Origin of the sequence: Cutibacterium modestum, assembly GCF_008326345.1 — a bacterium.
Classification (GTDB): Bacteria; Actinomycetota; Actinomycetes; order Propionibacteriales; family Propionibacteriaceae; genus Cutibacterium; species Cutibacterium modestum.
Genome location: NZ_BJEN01000002.1, coordinates 546,891 through 564,477 on the forward strand (window position 1 = coordinate 546,891; position 17,587 = coordinate 564,477).

Here is a 17,587-nt window from a genome sequence, read left to right on the forward strand (position 1 = left end):
CGAAGAAATCCGACGAGTGTGGGGGCGTGGCCAATTCTCTTTATCGGCCCATTCATGCTCGGCATTGCGGTGTTCTATTACTGGCCCATCGTCAAGAACATCGTCTCCTCGTTGCAGCAGACTAATGCTTTCGGGAGGAACCCCGAGTTTGTCGGACTGCAGAACTACAGCGACGTGTTCTCGAGTCCGGACCTGGGCTCGGCGATGTTCAACACCCTGTTATACACACTCATCGTTCTGCTAGGGATCCCTCTGTCGGTCATTATCGCGTCGATAATCGAATTGCCGGGTCTGAAGTTTAAGAGGTTATACCGAATCCTGTACTTCATGCCCTACCTGGCGATGCCGATGGCTGTCGCCCAAGTCTGGAAGATCGTCTACAACGGTCAGTTCGGCCTGTTCAATCAGATCCTCCGGGGTTTGGGTGTGAACGATCCACCTTACTGGCTAGTCACGCCGGGGTGGGCCTTAGCTGCGGTCGCACTATTCGGGTTGTGGGCATCTATTGGGTTCAACGTCATTATCCTCTCAGCCGGCTTGAAGTCGATACCTCGGGAGTTATACGAAGCCGCATCGATCGATGGCGCTTCGAGATGGCGCCAGTTCCGGTCGATCACGGTCCCACTATTGTCCCCATCGATCTTCTTTCTGGCGATTATGACGACGATCAGCGGATTCCAGCTCTTTGGCGCCTTATACGCCATGATCGGTACCGGAAACCCAGCTGAACCTAGAACACGATCGTTAGTGTCCCTGTTCTACCGGGAGGCATTCGTCAACAACAATCAGGGGATGGGAGCAGCAATTGCCATCGTCATCTTCCTCCTCGTAGCTGCCGTCACCGTCGTTCAATTTCTGGGTCAGAAGAAATGGGTCAACTATGTCTGAGATTGCACAGGAGGGCGGGGCCTTGAGCCAGCAGGAGGTCGACCAGCTCATCAAGAAGGGCGATCGGAACTCCCAAAAAAGTCTTGTCGGTGTTCACGTATTGCTGCTCCTCGGCGGCATCGTCATGATCTTCCCGTTCGCATACCAGGTGCTCATGTCATTGTCGACGAATGCTGAGATTCAGGCCGTCCCACCTAAGTTCATCCCTGATAAGTGGCAGGTTAAGAACTATGCCGAAGTTTTCACGAGATTGCCGTTCCTCAAGCAGTTCGGTGTCTCTGTGACGATTACCGTCCTGCGAACTGTCGCACAGCTGATCCTGTGCGCTATGGGCGGGTATGCGTTTGCCCGGATGAAGTTCGGGGGCAGGTCGATCATTTTTGGCCTCGTGCTGGCTATCCTTATGGTGCCGGGGCAGTCGTGCCTCCTTGGGCAGTATCAGATCATTCGTGACCTCGGCTTGCTAGAGACGCCGTGGGGTATTGTTCTTCCCGGATTCTTTTCAGCCTTCGGTATCTTTCTCATGCGGCAGTCCTTTATGAGCGTGCCTGTCGAACTCGAAGAGGCCGTCCGCCTGGATGGCTGCAACCCCTGGCAGACCTTCTGGCGAGTTATGGTTCCTGTCGTCAAACCAGGACTGTTCGCCGTCATGATCACCACCGTTCTTTGGTCCTGGAACGACTTGTTGTGGCCGCTGATCGTGACTACGCGGGAAGAATCCATGCCATTGAGTGTGGGGATTGCCACCCTGGCAGGCCAGCACTCCAGCGAGTTTGCCCTCATGATGGCCGCCTCGGTGATGGCTATGGCGCCGATCTTCCTGCTGTTCTTCTCGATGCAGAAGAAGGTCATCGAAGGGCTAGCCAGCTCCGGTTTGAAAGGCTGAATGAATAGTTACCGACTGGGTGTGCATCCCCGACGAGGTAGTGGCACAGTTGTGTTGTCACAAGGATGTGGTTTGGGGGTGATCCCCCGGAAAGGCAAACGGCGATGAAGGCTTTGGCAAAGACCCGGCCAGAACCGGGACTTGAACTTATTGACATTCCCGACCCAACACCACGGCCCAACGATGTCGTCGTCAAAGTGCTGCGCAGCGGGATCTGCGGCACCGACGTTCACATCGATAAATGGGATGGCTGGGCTGCCAAGACGGTGCATACCCCGCTGGTCCTCGGTCACGAATTTTGCGGCGAGATCGTCGAGCTCGGTTCAGAGGTCAATGATCTAGAGGTCGGGCAGTTCATCTCCGGTGAGGGCCACTACGTCTGCGGGCGCTGCCGAGCATGCCTAGCAGGCAAACGTCACCTGTGCCGCAACACCCAAGGTATCGGGTATGCCGTCGACGGAGCCTATTGCCAATATTTCGTCATGCCGGCCGGCAACGTCTGGGTACATCACATCCCCGACCTTGCCCCCGACGTTGCGGCGATCTTTGACCCGTTTGGCAATGCCGTACATACGGCCCTGCAGTTCCCCTGTCTGGCCGAGGACGTCCTGGTTTCAGGTGCTGGGCCGATCGGCATTATGGCGGCCCTGGTTGCCCAGTTCCAAGGGGCGCGTAACGTCGTCGTCACCGACTTGTCCGACGAGCGGCTGGAGCTGGCTCAGCAGTTGGGCTTGAAGAACACCGTCAATGTTTCCCGTGAAGGTTTAGAGACGGTGTGGGACCGGTTCGACATGAAGGAGGGGTTCGACATCGGCCTGGAAATGTCCGGGTCGGGGGCAGCTTTGACGTCCATGATCGGCAACATGACCCATGGCGGACGTATCGCGCTGTTAGGAACCCCGAGCAACGACACTACCCTCGACGTCTCCAAGATCATCTTCAACATGATCACACTTCAGGGAGTGACCGGGCGCCAGATCTTCGAAACCTGGTACACCATGTCCTCCCTCATCCGTTCTGGTCTAGACATCTCCGGAATCATCACCGATCGATACCCGATCACGGATTTTCGGGAAGCCTTCAACGTCGCCGGCTCAGGCCACGGCGGCAAGGTCGTCATGAACTGGGAATGCCTCGACTGATAAGCGATTTACAGGAAGGACAACTATGTACGGATCTATGAAGGATGAACTCAGTGCCAAGATCGCAGCCCTCAAGGAGGAAGGCCTCTACAAAGCGGAGGCCCCGTTGACCAGCCCCCAGTCGGGCGAGATCACCGTCGGTGACGGACGCGAGGTCATCAACCTGTGCGCGAATAACTACCTTGGTTTGGCTGATTCCCCGGTGCTTATTGAGGCCGCCAAAAAGGCCCTCGATGAATGGGGTTTCGGGATGGCCTCGGTTCGATTTATTTGTGGCACTCAGACCCTTCACCAGGAGCTCGAGCGAGCCATTACCGAGTTCCTTCACCCCGACGGCCCTGACAACTGGGACACCATTCTTTACTCGTCGTGTTTCGACGCCAACGGGGGTCTCTTTGAGGTCCTTCTCGGCCCCGACGACGCGATCATTTCCGACGAGCTCAACCATGCTTCGATCATCGACGGGGTCCGGCTATGCAAGGCCCAACGCTTCCGCTACCGCAATCAGGACATGGCCGACCTCGAAGCTCAGCTTGAGGACGTTAGGGCCAAGGGCTGCAGGCACATCATGATCGCCACCGATGGCGTCTTCTCGATGGATGGATTCGTTGCCCCGCTGCCGCAGATCTGTGATCTCGCCGAGAAATACGGCGCGATGATCATGGTCGACGACTCCCACGCCGTCGGGTTCGTTGGTGACCACGGTGCCGGAACCCCTGAGTACTGGGGTGTTCGTGACCGCGTCGACGTCCTCACGGGTACCCTTGGCAAAGCTCTGGGTGGCGCGTCGGGTGGCTACACCTGTTCCCATCGGGAGGTCGTCGAGATGTTGCGCCAAAACTCGCGTCCTTACCTGTTTTCTAACTCGCTGACTCCTTCGATCGCCGGAGCCTCGCTAGCTGCCCTTGACTTGCTCAAGACCTCCGGCGACCTGCTCACCAAGCTGCGCGAGAACACCGAGTACTTCCGTTCCGAGATGACGCGTCGCGGATTTGAGATCCCCGAGTCCACCCACCCGATTGTGCCGGTGATGGTGGGAGACGCCGTCAAGGCTGCGAAGATGGCCGACGCCATGCTCGCCAAGGGCATCTACGTTCGTGCCTTCAGCTACCCGGTGGTTCCCAAAGGGAAGGCTCGCATCCGTACCCAAATGTCGGCCGGGCTTAGCCGAGAACAGCTCGACAAGGCCATTAAGGCCTTCGAGGAGGCGCGCGAGGAAGTCGAGTGAGCTGAGTGAAAAACTGAGTTTGGGAAGGGGCTGGCGATCAGGCCAGCCCCTTTTTTGCAAGCCAATCCTTGGCGATGGTGGCTGCTGAGGCTTTCTCGTCTCCTTGGGAGCGCTGATTCATCGCGATGAGATCGTCAGTGGTCAGTGCCCTCGACACCTTGGCCAATTGTTTACGCGCCTTGTCGTCAACCTTCTTATTCATGAGCGGGACGATGTTTTGCGCCATGATGAGGTGCTTGGGATCGGAGAGGACGACGAGGTGCTGTTCCTTGATTGCGGGGGTTGTTGTGTAGAGGTCAACGAGATCCACCGTACGCGAGGTAAGCGCCTTGACGGTGAGCGGCCCAGAGGAGTCTGACAGGGCGGTGAACGTGATCTTGGATGCTGGAACGCCGTATACCTTCGTCAATCCCTTTGGGCCGTAGGGGCGTTCTTTGAGCTCGGGGTTGCCGCCTACCTTGAAGGAATTCAGCTTGGCTAGGTCGGCCAGGGAAGTCACCTTGTGGGATTGTGAAAATTCAGCGGTGACGCACCAGGAATCGGCGTCGTGAGCTGCCGAGGGCTCACCCACCGTCATACCGGCGGGCATCGACCTGCGCAGGGCGGCCATGACGGACGTCTCGTCGGAGGCGGACGGCGTCCCTTGAAAGAATTGCAGCAGATTGCCTGAGTACTCCGGGACGAGGTCGACTGAACCATCTTTCAGCGCCTTGACGTAGATGTCTCGGGTGCCGATTTGCATGCGACGCTTGACCGTAATCCCGGCCTTCTCCAGACTTTGAGCGTAGACCTCAGCGATGATCTCGGATTCGGTGAAATTCGCCGAGCCGACGGTCACGCCTCCGCTCCCGGATCCTGAGTCATTAAAGTTGAGAGGATCATTTGAAGAACATGCTGCCAGGCCGGTCAGCAACACTGTTCCGAGCAGGATTCGGCGGGGCATCGTCGTTGTGATCATAGGGTGCTCCATTCGATGGGATCATTGCGGGGTCAAGGCCAAGGCGTGTTTGACACCCGGGTCAATGAGTAAGTGGGTAGCGAGGGAGAGCAGCCCGTCGGTGACTAAGGCCAGCGCGATGATGACGATGGACCCGGCGAGCATCTGCGGGTAGTCGGAGACCGCGAGCCCGTCAAGGATGAAACGGCCAAGGCCTCCCATGCCCAGATATGAGCAGATCGTTGTGGTCGCGATGACCTGTAAGGCGGCCGACCTCAGTCCGCCCAAGAGCAGAGGAGCGGCCAGCGGCAACTCGACGCGCCTTAGCACCTGCATCTGGGTCATGCCGCAGGCCCGGGCTCCGTCGGCTACCTCGTCGACAACGGCCTCAACGCCGGAGTAACTACCTGCTAGCAGGGGCGGGATCGCCAGGATGGCTAGCACGATGGTGGAAGGTACGACGGGATTTCCGATCCCGATCGTCGTTGAAAGCGTTAGCAAAGTGAGCAGGCCGAGAGAGGGGAGAGCACGCAAAGCTCCAGAACAGGCCACCGCGACGGTCTTTCCACGACCGGTATGGCCGATAGTTAGCCCGGCAGGAATGGCGATGGTAGCGGCGACGATGAGTGCCAGCAGGGTGTACCACAGGTGCTCGCTGATGCGGATCCCGATAGATCCGGAACCAGTCCAATGAGAGGAGGTCGTCAACCAGGTGATAGCGGCTGCGATCTGGTTCATGTCGCCGCTCCCCTCTGCCACGGCGTCAGGAGCCGACCGACACAGACGATGATGAGGTCGAAAATGACCGCCAACACTAGGGTTCCGATAATCCCTACCCAGATTTCGGTCGGGAAGGAGCGCTGGTAGCCGTCGGTGAAGAAGTAACCCAGAGAGGGGACGCCGACTAAGGCGCCGACGCTGACTAAGGACAGGGTGGACGCCGAGACCACCCGCATTCCGGCAACAAGGGCGGGAACAGCTAGCGGCAAGGCAACCCGCCAGAACACTTGGGAATCTGAATGCCCTATGGCGACGGCGTCACGGCGCACCGATCGTCCCACCGAATCGAAGGCATCAGTGGCGGTGCGCACCAGCAGGGCAATGCCGTACAGCGTCAGCGCGACGATGACGTTGATCGGATCAAGGATCTTTGTGCCTAGGACGAGAGGTAAAAGGACGAACAACGGAAGAGATGGAAGGGCATAGAGGATCGACGTGCCCGGCACAAGAATGCGCCTGGCGGTTTGGGAGCGATACGCCCACCACCCCAGCGGAACCGACAACAGTAAGCTCGTCATTACGGGGGTGACGCCTAGCACCGCGTGATGGCTTGCTAGCTGCCAAATCTGGTCCCAGTTTTCGCTCACCCATCGGGTATTCACGAATTCTCCTTGACGGTTGTGGGCTGATCGGCGAGGCGTCCCACGAGTCGACCACCGGCGTCAACGACGGTGAGGTGGTCGTCATACCGTTCCATATGGAGGCTCCGGCGATCGCCACCGATGAAAGAGGAGACGAAGTCGTCAACCGGGTGAAGAAGGATGTCGTCGGGGCACCCTCGCTGCGCGATCTGGGCCCCCCGTCGCAAAACGAGCACCTCATCGCCGAGCAGGAATGCTTCGTCAACATCGTGGGTGACGAAGACGATCGTTTTAGCCAGATCAGCCTGGATTTGCAGCAGACCCTGCTGCAATTCGGCCCGCACCACCGGGTCGACGGCACCAAAAGGCTCGTCCATAAGAAGGATGTTGGGGTCGGCGGCCAGGGCGCGTGCCACCCCGACCCGTTGCTGCTGCCCGCCCGATAGCTGTGTGGGGTATCGATGTGCCAGGGAAGAATCTAGGCCGACTCTGTCGAGTAAGTCCATCGCCCGAGTACGGGCGGCAGCTCGGGACACCCCCGAGAGAAGAGGCACTGTGGCGATGTTGTCGACAACAGTGCGATGCGGTAGCAACCCGCCCGACTGCATGACGTACCCGATCTGACGGCGCAGCCTGACCGGATCGATCGTGGCGACGTCGATATCGTCAATGAGTATTCGCCCTTCAGAGGGATCGACCATCCGGTTGACCATCCGCAGCAGGGTCGTCTTGCCACACCCGGAAGACCCCAGCAGGACGACCAGGTGGTGGGATTCCACTTTCAGATCGAAGTTGTCAACGGCGACCGTTCCGTTATCGAAACGCTTGCTGACGTGGTCGAAGCGGATCATGTGGTCCCTCCTCGCCCGGCGGAGGTTCGCGTGTGCTGGGTGGCCGGTTGAGGCGCCATGTTACCGCTGCGATAGTTCTATGAGTAGGGCGTTCTCCTCTTGGCGGATATTGCCGACGCAGAGTTGTCACTGGTTCTGGGTATCCTCAACGGCGTGCAGGATGAGATGAGCACCGCGGCGGTAGGTGAGAGGGATTCCTTCGCCGTTGTCGCTACCGCCGTAGCCGAAGACGAGCAGTCTTCCGCCGGATCTGACTCCGCAACAGAGGAGGAGTGGTGGAAGGCCGAGGGCATGCCCTGGAACCACAAGCCGGGTCGCGCCGACTACTGGTGCATGGGGTGGATCGGCTTCCTCGGCATCTTCTCTTTGGCGATGCTCCCATTGCGTGGTTGGCTGCTTGGCCTTGATCCGCCCATCCTCATGGGGTTGACGGGGTCTCGTACCGGTGCGGCCGCGACTGGGGCGTTGGCATCAGTAGGGCAGGTTCCGCACTGGGTTTGGTGGCTGCTGCTGGGCTCGATCATGTCGATCAAACTCGACTGGGTCTACTGGTGGGCCGGCAAGCTGTGGGGCCGAGGCATGATCGAGGTCTGGGCTGGACGGTCTGAGCGGGCCCGTCGCAGGTATGACCAGGCGGAGAAATGGGCACGCAAGCTTGGCTGGCTAGGAGTGCTCGTCGCCTATGTGCCTATCCCGCTTCCGATCATGCCGGTTGTTTTCGTTTTAACGGGGGCGTCTGGGATGAAGGTGAGGTGGTTCGTTGCCCTGGACTTCATCGCCGCGACTGTCTGGAACCTGGGATATCTGGGGCTGGGCTGGGGAGTGGGTGATCCCATCGTCGGCGCCCTTAAGTACTACGCCAAGATTGCTAATTGGGTGGCTATCGCCCTAGTCATTGTCATTTTGGCGCCGATCTTCGTCAGAAAGAAGCAGAAGGCTTGATCCCCGTATGACACAGTGGGAGGTATGACGATCTTCCGTGCAGTGAACATTCGTGATGACCTCAAGAAGGGCCCTGCCAAAGGGTACCGGGTATTGGTTGATCGGATGTGGCCGCGAGGAGTCAAGAAGGACGACGCCGACCTTGACGAGCGTCGTACCGATTTGGCCCCGTCCTCCCACCTGCGCACGTGGTGGAACCACGATCCTGAGCGTTTCGACGAGTTCGCAGGTCGCTATGAGGCCGAACTCGACGAGTCCGGTGCGGCGAAGAAGTTCGTTGACGAGTGTGCCGACCGTGACGAGGTGATCCTTCTCTTCGGCGCAGGCGACCGCGAGGTCAACCATGCCGTTATACTGGCGCGGATCCTCACAGAGTTGGCTAGCTGAATTGTCAGTGTTCTCGGTCGAGTACCCGGATCAGTCTTCTCCGAGAGCGGCACGGTAGCCCGCCTCGGCCTCGGTGTTGAAGGCAACGAGGTAGATCGTCTCCACCTTGGTGTCGGCCTGGAGACAGGTTTCGACGGCAATCTTGGTAGCCTCGTCCATGGGGTAGCCGTAGACCCCGGCAGAGATGGTCGGAAAGGCAATCGTTCGCGCGCCGATCTCGTCGGCCACCCGTAGCGAGCTGCGGTAACAGGAGGCGAGTTGATCAGACTTGTCGATGGTCTTGGCCCATACCGGGCCTACGGTGTGAATGACCCACTTCGCGGGCATCTTTCCAGCAGTGGTGGCCACCGACTGGCCGGTGGGCAGACCGTCGGGCAGTGTAGTCTCGCGTAGCTTCCGGCAGGCCGCCGACAGCTCCGGCCCAGCAGCCCGGTGGATGGCCCCATCAACCCCGCCGCCACCAGCCAGCTGACGGTTTGCCGCGTTGACGACGGCCTCGACGTCGAGAGTGGTGATGTCTGTTCGGAGGATCGTAATGTCGGCCATAATCCCTATTGTGCATGACCCGTGATCACCCTCCGCGGAATCGTCTGGTGTGGGCGTGATGCTCGCGCAAGAGTTAGGTAATGATGCCGTAGCGGGTCGAGAACAGGAGTATCTTCATGAGCACTACGCGTCCGACAAACTCTCGTGCCGTCCACCTGGCCTCTCGCCCGGACGGCGCACCGACCGAGGACAACTTCCGCATTGAGGAAATCAGTCTCCCTGAACTGTCCGACGGACAAATCTTGGTTGCCAATGACGTCATGTCGGTCGATCCATACATGCGCGGCCGGATGAATGACGTCAAGTCCTACGTACCGCCGTTCCAGATTGACCAGCCGCTCGATGGCGGCGCGGTTGGCACAGTCATCGAATCCCGCAGTGAGGAGATCCCGGTGGGCAGCCACGTCGTCCACCAGCTGGGGTGGCGCGAGCACGCTGTCCTCGACGCTGATGGCGCACACATCATTGACACCGACATCGCCCCCGCGTCCGCATATCTGAGCGTGCTTGGAATGACTGGACTCACTGCCTACGCTGGCCTGACCCGTGCCGCCGAGATGAAGGCCGGTGACGCCGTCTTCGTCTCGGGAGCCGCTGGGGCCGTCGGATCGATGGTCGGTCAGTTAGCGCGGTTGCTCGGTGCTTCGCGGGTTATCGGTTCGGCTGGTACTGACGCGAAGGTTACCCGGTTGCGCGACCTCGGTTTTGACGCCGCCTTCAACTACCACGACGGCCCGGTTACCGAGCTGCTTGGACAAGCTGCCCCCGACGGCATCGACATCTACTACGACAACGTCGGCGGCGATCACCTGGAGGCCGCCATCGACCATCTCAACAACGACGGGCGGGTCGCGATGTGTGGGGCGATCTCCCAGTACAACTCCGTCGAACCGCCGTGCGCTCCTCGTAATCTCGCATTGACCATCGGGAAACGTCTCACCCTACGTGGCTTCGTCATCGCCAAATACGCCGAGGAGGTCCGTCCAGAGTTCCAGCAGCGGATGGCCAAATGGTTGTCGGCCGACGAAATCCATTGGGACGAGACTTTCCGCGACGGCCTCGACGCCGCTGCGAAAGCATTCATCGACATGCTCAATGGGGCAAATACGGGGAAGATGCTAGTCCGGTTGTGAATCGCGGGGGCTGTTCAACCCTTGAACAAGTACTGGTCAGCAGCCTGCGCTGATGACCATGACGAATGTCACGGCCAGGTTGTGACATTGGATGATGGTGGCTTCAGTTTTGTCGGTTCGAGACTGAAGCTATGGAAAAACCAGCGATTGAGATACACGATCTCGTCAAGTCGTTCCCCCAAGTCGGCAGTCACGAACGTCTCGTTGCCGTCGACCACATGTCGATGACAATCAACTGCGGAGAGGTTGTCGCTTTTCTCGGCCCCAATGGTGCCGGAAAATCCACCACCATCGATATGCTTCTGGGCATGACCAGCCCCGACAGTGGGAAGGTTGTCGTCCTTGGTTCCGATCCGAGGATGGCCGCGCGTGCTGGCCGCATCAGTGCCGTCTTTCAGACTGGCGGGCTGTTACCTGACTTCACCGTCGTAGAGACCATGAAGGCCATCGCTGCCGCACATGGGAAGCGCTCGAGGATGAAGCCCCTCATTGAGAGGTGGGGGCTTACTCCATTCGCTGGAACCAAGGTTGGCAAATGCTCAGGAGGTCAGCGCCAGCGTCTTCGGTTTGCTCTCGCCATGCTGCCCGACCCCGATGTACTTATCCTTGACGAGCCGACGACCGGCCTGGACGTTGAGGCTCGGCGCCACTTCTGGCAGGTCATGGGTGAGGAGGCCGACGCCGGCCGCACAATCATCTTCGCTACCCACTACATCGAGGAGGCCGACTCCTTCGCTCGTCGCGTCGTCCTCGTCAGTGGCGGACAGATCGTTGCGGACGGCACCATCACCGAGATTCGCGCATCGATGTCCGGATCTACCGTCAGGGTGACCCTCGATGACCCCACCGGGCTAACCGATGGCCTGCACGCTTTCCCTGGTGTTACCGATGTCACCGTCCAGGGACAGCAACTCATCATGCATACCGATCAACCCGACGATCTGGCTCGTCACCTCCTGACCCGCACCGACGCCCACGGGCTACTCATCTCGACGACGACCCTTGAGGACGCTTTCGTCCAACTCACAGGCTCCAACGACCCCCGCGATAATTCCGACGACTCGGAGGCAGCAGCATGATCAGTTACGCCCTTCTCGACACCCGCAGGTTGCTTCGCAACACCGGCGGCATCATCTTTACTATCCTTATGCCTGCTGGCTTCTACCTTATTTTCGGAGCCACCCAACCGAACCTCGATACCGCCGTTGCTCATGGAAACGTCAAGGCGACGATCATGGTATCCATGGCCGTCTACGGGGCCATCATGGCCGTCACTATGTGGGGGTCCCAAGCCGCCCTCGAACAGCAGCGCGGATGGGGCCGTCAGCTGGCGCTTACCCCGATGACGCCGTTGAAATACGTCTTCTCGAAGGTGCTGACGATTGAAACTGTGGCTTTGGTTCCGCTGGCGATCGTTTTCGTCACGGGTGCTGCCACCAATGCCCGCGCTGACGGGTTGCGCTGGCTGTGGACCTTCCTGCTGTGCTGGGTGTGCTCGATGCCCTTCACTCTGTTCGGTCTGGCCGTCGCCCTGCTGGTGCGTGGCGAGACAGCAACCGGGATCACTTCCTTTTGCATCGTCGCCCTGTCCTTCCTCGGCAATATGTTTATCCCGCTAAGTGGATTCATTCTGAAAGTGTCGCGATTCACCCCGATGTATGGGCCCGGTCAGCTGACGCGGATGCCGCTCATCGGAAAGCAGATGGTGACGATGGACGGCGTGATTAACGAGCCGGTGTGGCGTCCTGTCGTCAGTATTATCGCTTGGACGATCATCATGGGGATCGTGGCGGTGCTGGTGGGCAGACGCCGTCAGAACCGCTGATAAGGGCCGAGTAAGCGAGAAGCCCACTCGGCGACGGGGTCGGCCATGACAGCACCCGTGGAATCAACTGGGCCAGCAGGAAGGAGACCACCATGGCAGTGATCGTAGGGGCATCGACCTCGATTCCCCTACGCCGTCGCAACCGCAACGCCCTCGCTGCTGGTATCTGGCTCGTTTTCCTGGCCTATGCTGTGATGTCCCTTCAGAGCTCGCATTTACCGCCATGGCGTATTGCTTTGGGCTGGATGGGGTTGGCCATCTTCGCGCTGTTCTACCTGGCGCTGTTCTGGTGGCATGTCGACGGCCTGGAACTGTGGTACACAAAGCATCAGGTTCGCGCAAGTGCCATCGTGGGTCAGATTATGCTCGTGGTCTTGTGCGCCCTATTGGCCCTTGTCAGACCCAAGGTGGCGGCCAGTGTGCTGGCATACCCGATAGCCTTCGCTGTCTTCCAGATGCCTGAGGTAGCCCTAGGGATCACGCTCGCCATCGAGGTTGTCGGGATGGCCGTCCTGGTGTGGGTCACTCCGAGCTTGATGGCGTGGGCGATCGGTTCAGCCATCTCGGTTGCTGTAGTGACGGTGGTGGGGGTCCTGGAGCGGGCGGCCTGCCGGGGGCAGTTGGCTCGTCAAGCCGAACAGGACGTCCTGACACGTCTGGAGGAACGCCAACGGGTCGCCTCCGATGTCCACGACCTGCTCGGTCAGACACTCACGGTTATGGCCATGAAGGCCCAGTTGGTGGAACGCCTCATTGGCACCGACCCGGACGCTGCGCGTGCCCAGGCGGTCGAACTGCACGGATTGTCGCGCCACGCCTTGGCACAGGTGCGAGAACTGGTCAGCGGCATGGCCCGCATGGAGGTCGATGCGCAACTGGCGGCGGCTCGCACGGCGCTTGAGGCTGCTGGGGTCGAATGCGTCGTCTCCGATTCGCGTACCCATGGAGGCCACGAGGAGGACTCGGCTTTCGACACAGTGCGCGGCTGGGTGTTGCGCGAGGCGGTGACGAATGTTGTGCGTCACGCGCAGTCCCATACCTGCCTCATCGAGGTCGGTGACGAGATTCTGGCCATCAGCGATGATGGCCGGGGTCGGAGTAATGCCCCCGAGGGCAATGGTTTGACGGGAATGCGCCGGCGGGTCGAGGCAGCAGGGGGAGAGCTGTGGATCGGACCGGGGGAGCGCGACCACGGTACCCGGATCATCGTGACAGGCTGAGACCATGATCGATAAGACCATGATCAAGCTCGTGCTGGCCGACGACCAGACCCTCGTACGCGGCGCTCTGGCAGCCCTGCTTAGCATGGAGAACGACCTGGAGATCGTTGGTACGTGTGGTCGGGGAGACGAGGTGTTCGCCCTTGTGCAGGCCACCCATGCCGACGTGTGTCTGCTCGACATCGAGATGCCAGGTATCGACGGGATCACCGTCGCCGCTGAGCTGAGAGACCAGGCATCGTGGTGTCGAGTTCTCATTGTGACGACCTTCGGGCGGCCGGGTTATCTGCGGCGGGCCATGGATGCCGGTGTGGCTGGGTTCCTCGTCAAGGACACCCCAGCTGAGGACCTGGCCCGAGTGGTGCGCGAGGTCCATGCCGGAGGTCGAGTTATCGACCCAGCTTTGGCCGCCGAATCCCTCATCGAGGGACACAATCCCTTGTCGGAGCGGGAACGGGAGATTCTGCGGCTGGCCGAGTCGGGGGCCTCCATCTCCCTCATCGCCTCCCAGCTCTATCTGTCGGTGGGCACGGTGCGCAACCACGTATCCTCGGCCATCGGCAAGACGGGTGCTGCGAATCGCACCGAGGCTGCCGTCACGGCTCGACAGCGGGGGTGGTTGTGAGGAGATTCGTGATTGCGGCCGCGGGCGTTGCGCAGCGGTGGTGACAAGGCGAGCCAACAGTCTGACATCCCAAGGTCGAGGTCATGAGGGAGATTGCCCATTGTGCTGGAGTCGGCTGCGAGTCTTTATACAACCCTCTCAGGGCGATCCGGGACCTATGCTTTCAAAGTCCAGTCAATGTGTTCGGGAGGTCTCGACGGCGATCTGGTGATTGTTGACACGCGCGATGAGTGGAAAGAGGACCCTACATCCTCGCTAGCGCTGATGGACGTGGGACACACCGCTGATTGACTGGTTACGACAGCGAAAGCCGCCGATGCGACTCGCTGAGGTTCACATCTCGCGCTATGACACTTCCGTTCGTCAGTGGAAGGTCCCAGTCGAGGTCGCGGTGACTGCGACCGTCGAGAATCCCCAGCAGGACCCGCATGGTGTCACCGTGGGTGACGAGGACGATCGCCGGTAGGTCGCGAGCTGCCACGTCATCCAACAGGCTGCGGCACCTCTCCGCCACATCCGCGAGCGACTCCCCACCAGCCCATCGCACGTCGGCCGGATGTACACCCGTTGGCTGGGGAAGGGGCTCGAGATCATCCGCGGTGTGACCCTCCATGGCTCCCAACCCTTGCTCGCGCAGCCGTGGGTCGGTCGTCGCTGGTACGCCCAGCACCCGCGCGATAGGACGAGCTGTCTGACGCGCCCGCTTCTGGTCGGAGGCGATGATCGGGGTGTCGTGGGGTACCAGACCTGCCACCGTGTGAGCGGCCTGGCGAGCCTGGCGTCTCCCGAGCATCGTCAGGGGAATACCCATTGTCTGCCCTTGGATGCGCCCTTGACGATTCCACGTCGACTGCCCGTGCCTGACGATGACGATGCGACTCACCCCACGAAGGCTACCCGGGCGTCTTGATAACTCGCTCTCGATAAGGTGTAAGGCATGTCGATCACGCCACGTCGCCACACCGCCGCCGGTCTGCTGGCCCGGGCGGCCGGGCTGGGGCTAGGCATCATCGCCGACCGCATCGTGCCCGACCCACAGACCCATCACCCGGTGGCCGTATTCGGCTCGGCGGTCGCCCGGTTGGAAAAGATCATGTACGCGGATTCGGTTCGGCGTGGTGCCATCTTTACCGCCGCATGCCTGACTCCGCTCACCGTTGCTGGAACCCTTGTCGACCGCTTCACCCGGCATCGATCGGCACTGCGCATCGCCACCACCGCCCTGACCACGTGGGCCGTCATCGGGTCCGCATCCCTGGCTCGGGAAGGACGGGCGATGGCTGACCACTTGGCCGACAATGACCTGCGTGCCGCGCACAAACGTCTACCGCACCTGTGTGGGCGCGACCCTGACGCCCTCGACGCCCCTGAGATCGCCCGAGGCACCGTCGAGTCCATGGCCGAGAACGCCTCCGATGCCGCCGTCGCATCGATCTGGTGGGGTGCAATCGCCGGGTTGCCCGGCCTACTCGTCCACCGCGGGACCAACACCCTCGATGCCATGATCGGCCACCACAACGATCGCTATGAATACTTCGGCAAGGTGGCGGCTCACCTCGACGACGCCGTCAATTGGGTGCCAGCTCGGCTTACCGGAGCCTTGGCTGCTGCGTGTGCCCCGATGGTCGGAGGCGATCGCGCAACCACCTGGCGAGTGATGCGGGCCGAGCATGGCCACCATCCCAGCCCCAACGGCGGCTGGTGCGAGTCTGCCTGGGCAGCAGCCCTCGGCATTCAACTCGGCGGACGTAACGTTTACTACGGTAACCGGGTGGAGTTCCGTCCCCTGTTGGGGTCGGGCCCGCGTCCCGACGCCAACAAGACAGCAGACGCGGCGCTCCTGGTCACTACGGTTACCATGGCAGCCACCTGCTGCGCTGTCGCAGGGCTGGCCAGTGTAGCCCACGTGCTGTTTTACGGTGGCCCGATTCCACGCGGTCTTCTGCCACACAGCACAAGGCGTCGATCACAAGGAGACTCACAGTGACCGGAATCCTCGTCGCCGGAACATCCTCGGACGCTGGCAAATCCCTCGTCGTCACCGCCTTGTGTCGGGTCGCCCGGCGTCGCGGCGTCCACGTGGTGCCCTTCAAGGCCCAAAACATGTCGAATAACTCGATGGTGTGTGCCGACGGTTCCGAAATCGGCCGGGCCCAGTACCTCCAGGCCACCGCAGCCGGCGTGGAACCAACCTCTGCCATGAACCCCGTCCTGCTCAAACCGGGCACTGATCGACGCTCCTTCATCGTGCTGCGCGGAAAACCCTGCGGAACGTTGGAGGCGGGGGAGTACACCACCGGACGGCGTCGCCTAGCCGATGCCGCATGGTCAGCCTACGACGAACTTGCCGCGACCCACGATCTGGTGATCTGCGAGGGAGCCGGATCTCCGGCCGAAATCAACCTTCGCCGCGGCGACTACACGAACATGGGTTTGGCTAGAGCCAAGAACCTTCCGGTGGTCGTGGTCGGCGATATCGACCGGGGTGGGGTGCTCGCCAGCCTCTTTGGTACCTGGGCGCTCCTCGACGATGACGACCGGGCACTGTTAGCCGGGTACATCATCAACAAGTTCCGTGGTGACGATGCCATCCTCGCTCCCGGACTTGAGGAGGTCACTCGGCGTACCGGCATGCCGAGTTTCGGCGTGCTGCCCTGGGTGCCGGGGGTTTGGCTCGACGGCGAGGATGCCTTGGAGGTGGGACGGTGGCGTTACGAAGGTAACGCCACCGTCCCGTCAGCTTTGCGGGTGGCCGTGGTGCGATTCCCGCGCATCTCGAATGCCACCGACGTCGATGCTATGGCCGGTGAAAGCGGCGTCAACGTCCAGGTGACGACAAACCCGGACACGTGTCAGATTGCCGACGTCCTCGTCCTGCCGGGGTCACGGTCCACTGTGTCTGACCTGGAATGGTTGCGACGCTCGGGCATCGCCGACGTCGTGACTCGTCGTGCCGAGCAGGGGCGCACCGTGGTGGGTATCTGCGGCGGGTATCAGATGCTGTGCCGCACCATCATCGACCCCGACGGTCAGGAGGCGGCTCCGGGCACTGTCGTCGGGGGGCTCGGGTTGCTGCCGGTCGAGGTCGACTTCGGCGCTACCAAGACCCTTACCCTGTCGCACGGGAGGTGGCGGGGTATCGACGTCGGCGGTTACGAGATCCATCACGGCGTCTGTCACCCGCTCGAGGAGGTTGAGGCCTTCCTCGATGGAGTCCGCGTGGGCTCGGTGTGGGGGACGATGTGGCACGGGGCCTTCGAGCATGATGAGTTCCGACGTACCTGGCTTTCCGATATTGCCCGTCACGCTGGTTCATCCTGGCGCCCCAACCCCGACGAGCCGGGTTATCAGGTTAGACGCGAGGCTATGATCGAAACCCTCGCCGATGCCGTGGAGGCCCATGTCGATGTCGATCAGATACTGCATCTGGCTCGCTGAGGGCGGCTGAGGTGCCTCCCCACTCGGCGACGGGCTCGGCCACCTCGGCTCGGAGGACTTGGCCCAAACCGTACTGTATGCAAGAACGGCTCCGTGACGATGGAGAACACGGCGTTGGGGATGTGTTCCTGGCAGTGCTGGGTGTGTGGCCTCTCGTCTCAGCTATGCTCGACACGCG

The 17,587-nt window shown here is 60.8% G+C and carries 19 protein-coding genes; 13 read left to right on the plus strand and 6 right to left on the minus strand.

The window, feature by feature from the left end; translation table 11 throughout:
* The first annotated feature begins 54 nt into the window (after nucleotides 1–54).
* The 4 genes from F1563_RS07220 to F1563_RS07235 all read left to right on the plus strand — a co-directional run bounded on the left by F1563_RS07220 (nucleotide 55) and on the right by F1563_RS07235 (nucleotide 4,144).
* A complete protein-coding gene (locus tag F1563_RS07220; protein WP_002528920.1) occupies nucleotides 55–888 on the plus strand; it encodes a carbohydrate ABC transporter permease in 834 nt (277 codons plus the stop codon).
* Nucleotides 881–1,774 carry a carbohydrate ABC transporter permease gene (locus tag F1563_RS07225; protein WP_002528919.1) on the plus strand — a complete coding sequence of 298 codons (894 nt, stop codon included), beginning with the start codon at nucleotides 881–883 and terminating at the stop codon, nucleotides 1,772–1,774. Before F1563_RS07220 ends, F1563_RS07225 begins: the two co-directional genes overlap by 8 nt.
* A 104-nt stretch (nucleotides 1,775–1,878) precedes the next feature.
* Nucleotides 1,879–2,916: an L-threonine 3-dehydrogenase gene (gene tdh / locus F1563_RS07230; protein ID WP_007433321.1), complete on the plus strand. Its 1,038-nt coding sequence runs from the start codon at nucleotides 1,879–1,881 to the stop codon at nucleotides 2,914–2,916.
* A gap of 37 nt (nucleotides 2,917–2,953) precedes the next feature.
* Nucleotides 2,954–4,144: a glycine C-acetyltransferase gene (locus F1563_RS07235; RefSeq protein ID WP_002528917.1), complete on the plus strand. Its 1,191-nt coding sequence runs from the start codon at nucleotides 2,954–2,956 to the stop codon at nucleotides 4,142–4,144.
* 37 nt (nucleotides 4,145–4,181) lie between these two features.
* On the opposite strand, the gene F1563_RS07240 is transcribed toward F1563_RS07235, so the two are convergent.
* From F1563_RS07240 to F1563_RS07255, 4 genes are read right to left on the minus strand one after another with little or no spacing between them, the layout of a single operon-like run.
* Nucleotides 4,182–5,114 carry an ABC transporter substrate-binding protein gene (locus F1563_RS07240; RefSeq protein ID WP_002528916.1) on the minus strand — a complete coding sequence of 311 codons (933 nt, stop codon included), beginning with the start codon at nucleotides 5,112–5,114 and terminating at the stop codon, nucleotides 4,182–4,184.
* Nucleotides 5,115–5,123: 9 nt separating this feature from the next.
* Entirely contained in the window at nucleotides 5,124–5,819 is a 696-nt protein-coding gene (locus F1563_RS07245) for an ABC transporter permease (RefSeq protein WP_149302619.1), read from the minus strand.
* Entirely contained in the window at nucleotides 5,816–6,463 is a 648-nt protein-coding gene (locus F1563_RS07250) for an ABC transporter permease (RefSeq protein WP_002528914.1), read from the minus strand. The genes F1563_RS07245 and F1563_RS07250 overlap by 4 nt, the downstream gene beginning before the upstream one ends.
* Nucleotides 6,460–7,293, minus strand: coding sequence for an ABC transporter ATP-binding protein (locus F1563_RS07255; RefSeq protein ID WP_002528913.1), 834 nt, complete (start codon nucleotides 7,291–7,293; stop codon nucleotides 6,460–6,462). Before F1563_RS07255 ends, F1563_RS07250 begins: the two co-directional genes overlap by 4 nt.
* Before the next feature lie 123 nt (nucleotides 7,294–7,416).
* Between F1563_RS07255 and F1563_RS07260 the strand changes: the two genes are divergently transcribed.
* Together F1563_RS07260 and F1563_RS07265 are read left to right on the plus strand one after the other, a co-directional pair.
* The gene (locus tag F1563_RS07260) at nucleotides 7,417–8,235 is read left to right on the plus strand and encodes a DedA family protein (protein WP_172623645.1); all 819 of its coding nucleotides are present in this window, start codon (nucleotides 7,417–7,419) and stop codon (nucleotides 8,233–8,235) included.
* 24 nt (nucleotides 8,236–8,259) lie between these two features.
* The gene (locus F1563_RS07265) at nucleotides 8,260–8,622 is read left to right on the plus strand and encodes a DUF488 domain-containing protein (RefSeq protein ID WP_002528911.1); all 363 of its coding nucleotides are present in this window, start codon (nucleotides 8,260–8,262) and stop codon (nucleotides 8,620–8,622) included.
* A gap of 30 nt (nucleotides 8,623–8,652) precedes the next feature.
* Here F1563_RS07265 and F1563_RS07270 read toward each other — a convergent pair whose 3' ends face one another.
* Nucleotides 8,653–9,168 carry an O-acetyl-ADP-ribose deacetylase gene (locus F1563_RS07270; protein WP_002528910.1) on the minus strand — a complete coding sequence of 172 codons (516 nt, stop codon included), beginning with the start codon at nucleotides 9,166–9,168 and terminating at the stop codon, nucleotides 8,653–8,655.
* 116 nt (nucleotides 9,169–9,284) lie between these two features.
* Between F1563_RS07270 and F1563_RS07275 the strand changes: the two genes are divergently transcribed.
* The 5 genes from F1563_RS07275 to F1563_RS07295 all read left to right on the plus strand — a co-directional run bounded on the left by F1563_RS07275 (nucleotide 9,285) and on the right by F1563_RS07295 (nucleotide 13,971).
* Nucleotides 9,285–10,301: an NADP-dependent oxidoreductase gene (locus F1563_RS07275; protein WP_002528909.1), complete on the plus strand. Its 1,017-nt coding sequence runs from the start codon at nucleotides 9,285–9,287 to the stop codon at nucleotides 10,299–10,301.
* Between the two features lie 131 nt (nucleotides 10,302–10,432).
* The gene (locus F1563_RS07280) at nucleotides 10,433–11,380 is read left to right on the plus strand and encodes an ABC transporter ATP-binding protein (protein WP_002528908.1); all 948 of its coding nucleotides are present in this window, start codon (nucleotides 10,433–10,435) and stop codon (nucleotides 11,378–11,380) included.
* Entirely contained in the window at nucleotides 11,377–12,126 is a 750-nt protein-coding gene (locus F1563_RS07285; protein WP_002528907.1) for an ABC transporter permease, read from the plus strand. Before F1563_RS07280 ends, F1563_RS07285 begins: the two co-directional genes overlap by 4 nt.
* A gap of 62 nt (nucleotides 12,127–12,188) precedes the next feature.
* Nucleotides 12,189–13,346 carry a sensor histidine kinase gene (locus F1563_RS07290; protein WP_172623646.1) on the plus strand — a complete coding sequence of 386 codons (1,158 nt, stop codon included), beginning with the start codon at nucleotides 12,189–12,191 and terminating at the stop codon, nucleotides 13,344–13,346.
* Between the two features lie 4 nt (nucleotides 13,347–13,350).
* Nucleotides 13,351–13,971 carry a response regulator transcription factor gene (locus F1563_RS07295; protein ID WP_002528905.1) on the plus strand — a complete coding sequence of 207 codons (621 nt, stop codon included), beginning with the start codon at nucleotides 13,351–13,353 and terminating at the stop codon, nucleotides 13,969–13,971.
* A 295-nt stretch (nucleotides 13,972–14,266) separates the two neighbouring features.
* Here the strand turns inward: F1563_RS07295 and F1563_RS07305 are convergent, their stop codons facing one another.
* A complete protein-coding gene (locus F1563_RS07305) occupies nucleotides 14,267–14,839 on the minus strand; it encodes a histidine phosphatase family protein (protein WP_306472542.1) in 573 nt (190 codons plus the stop codon).
* Nucleotides 14,840–14,908: 69 nt separating this feature from the next.
* Between F1563_RS07305 and F1563_RS07310 the strand changes: the two genes are divergently transcribed.
* Together F1563_RS07310 and F1563_RS07315 are read left to right on the plus strand one after the other, a co-directional pair.
* Nucleotides 14,909–15,958, plus strand: a complete 1,050-nt coding sequence (locus tag F1563_RS07310) for a cobalamin biosynthesis protein (protein ID WP_002528902.1) — start codon at nucleotides 14,909–14,911, stop codon at nucleotides 15,956–15,958.
* Entirely contained in the window at nucleotides 15,937–17,409 is a 1,473-nt protein-coding gene (locus tag F1563_RS07315) for a cobyric acid synthase (RefSeq protein ID WP_172623647.1), read from the plus strand. The genes F1563_RS07310 and F1563_RS07315 overlap by 22 nt, the downstream gene beginning before the upstream one ends.
* The last annotated feature ends 178 nt before the right edge of the window (nucleotides 17,410–17,587 follow it).

Coding starts and splice junctions, on each gene's coding strand:
- F1563_RS07220 (WP_002528920.1), top strand. CDS start 55: ATGCTCGGCATTGCGGTGTTCTATTACTGGCCCATCGTCAAGAACATC.
- F1563_RS07225 (WP_002528919.1), top strand. CDS start 881: ATGTCTGAGATTGCACAGGAGGGCGGGGCCTTGAGCCAGCAGGAGGTC.
- tdh (WP_007433321.1), top strand. CDS start 1,879: ATGAAGGCTTTGGCAAAGACCCGGCCAGAACCGGGACTTGAACTTATT.
- F1563_RS07235 (WP_002528917.1), top strand. CDS start 2,954: ATGAAGGATGAACTCAGTGCCAAGATCGCAGCCCTCAAGGAGGAAGGC.
- F1563_RS07240 (WP_002528916.1), bottom strand. CDS start 5,114: ATGGAGCACCCTATGATCACAACGACGATGCCCCGCCGAATCCTGCTC.
- F1563_RS07245 (WP_149302619.1), bottom strand. CDS start 5,819: ATGAACCAGATCGCAGCCGCTATCACCTGGTTGACGACCTCCTCTCAT.
- F1563_RS07255 (WP_002528913.1), bottom strand. CDS start 7,293: ATGATCCGCTTCGACCACGTCAGCAAGCGTTTCGATAACGGAACGGTC.
- F1563_RS07265 (WP_002528911.1), top strand. CDS start 8,260: ATGACGATCTTCCGTGCAGTGAACATTCGTGATGACCTCAAGAAGGGC.
- F1563_RS07270 (WP_002528910.1), bottom strand. CDS start 9,168: ATGGCCGACATTACGATCCTCCGAACAGACATCACCACTCTCGACGTC.
- F1563_RS07275 (WP_002528909.1), top strand. CDS start 9,285: ATGAGCACTACGCGTCCGACAAACTCTCGTGCCGTCCACCTGGCCTCT.
- F1563_RS07280 (WP_002528908.1), top strand. CDS start 10,433: ATGGAAAAACCAGCGATTGAGATACACGATCTCGTCAAGTCGTTCCCC.
- F1563_RS07285 (WP_002528907.1), top strand. CDS start 11,377: ATGATCAGTTACGCCCTTCTCGACACCCGCAGGTTGCTTCGCAACACC.
- F1563_RS07295 (WP_002528905.1), top strand. CDS start 13,351: ATGATCGATAAGACCATGATCAAGCTCGTGCTGGCCGACGACCAGACC.
- F1563_RS07310 (WP_002528902.1), top strand. CDS start 14,909: ATGTCGATCACGCCACGTCGCCACACCGCCGCCGGTCTGCTGGCCCGG.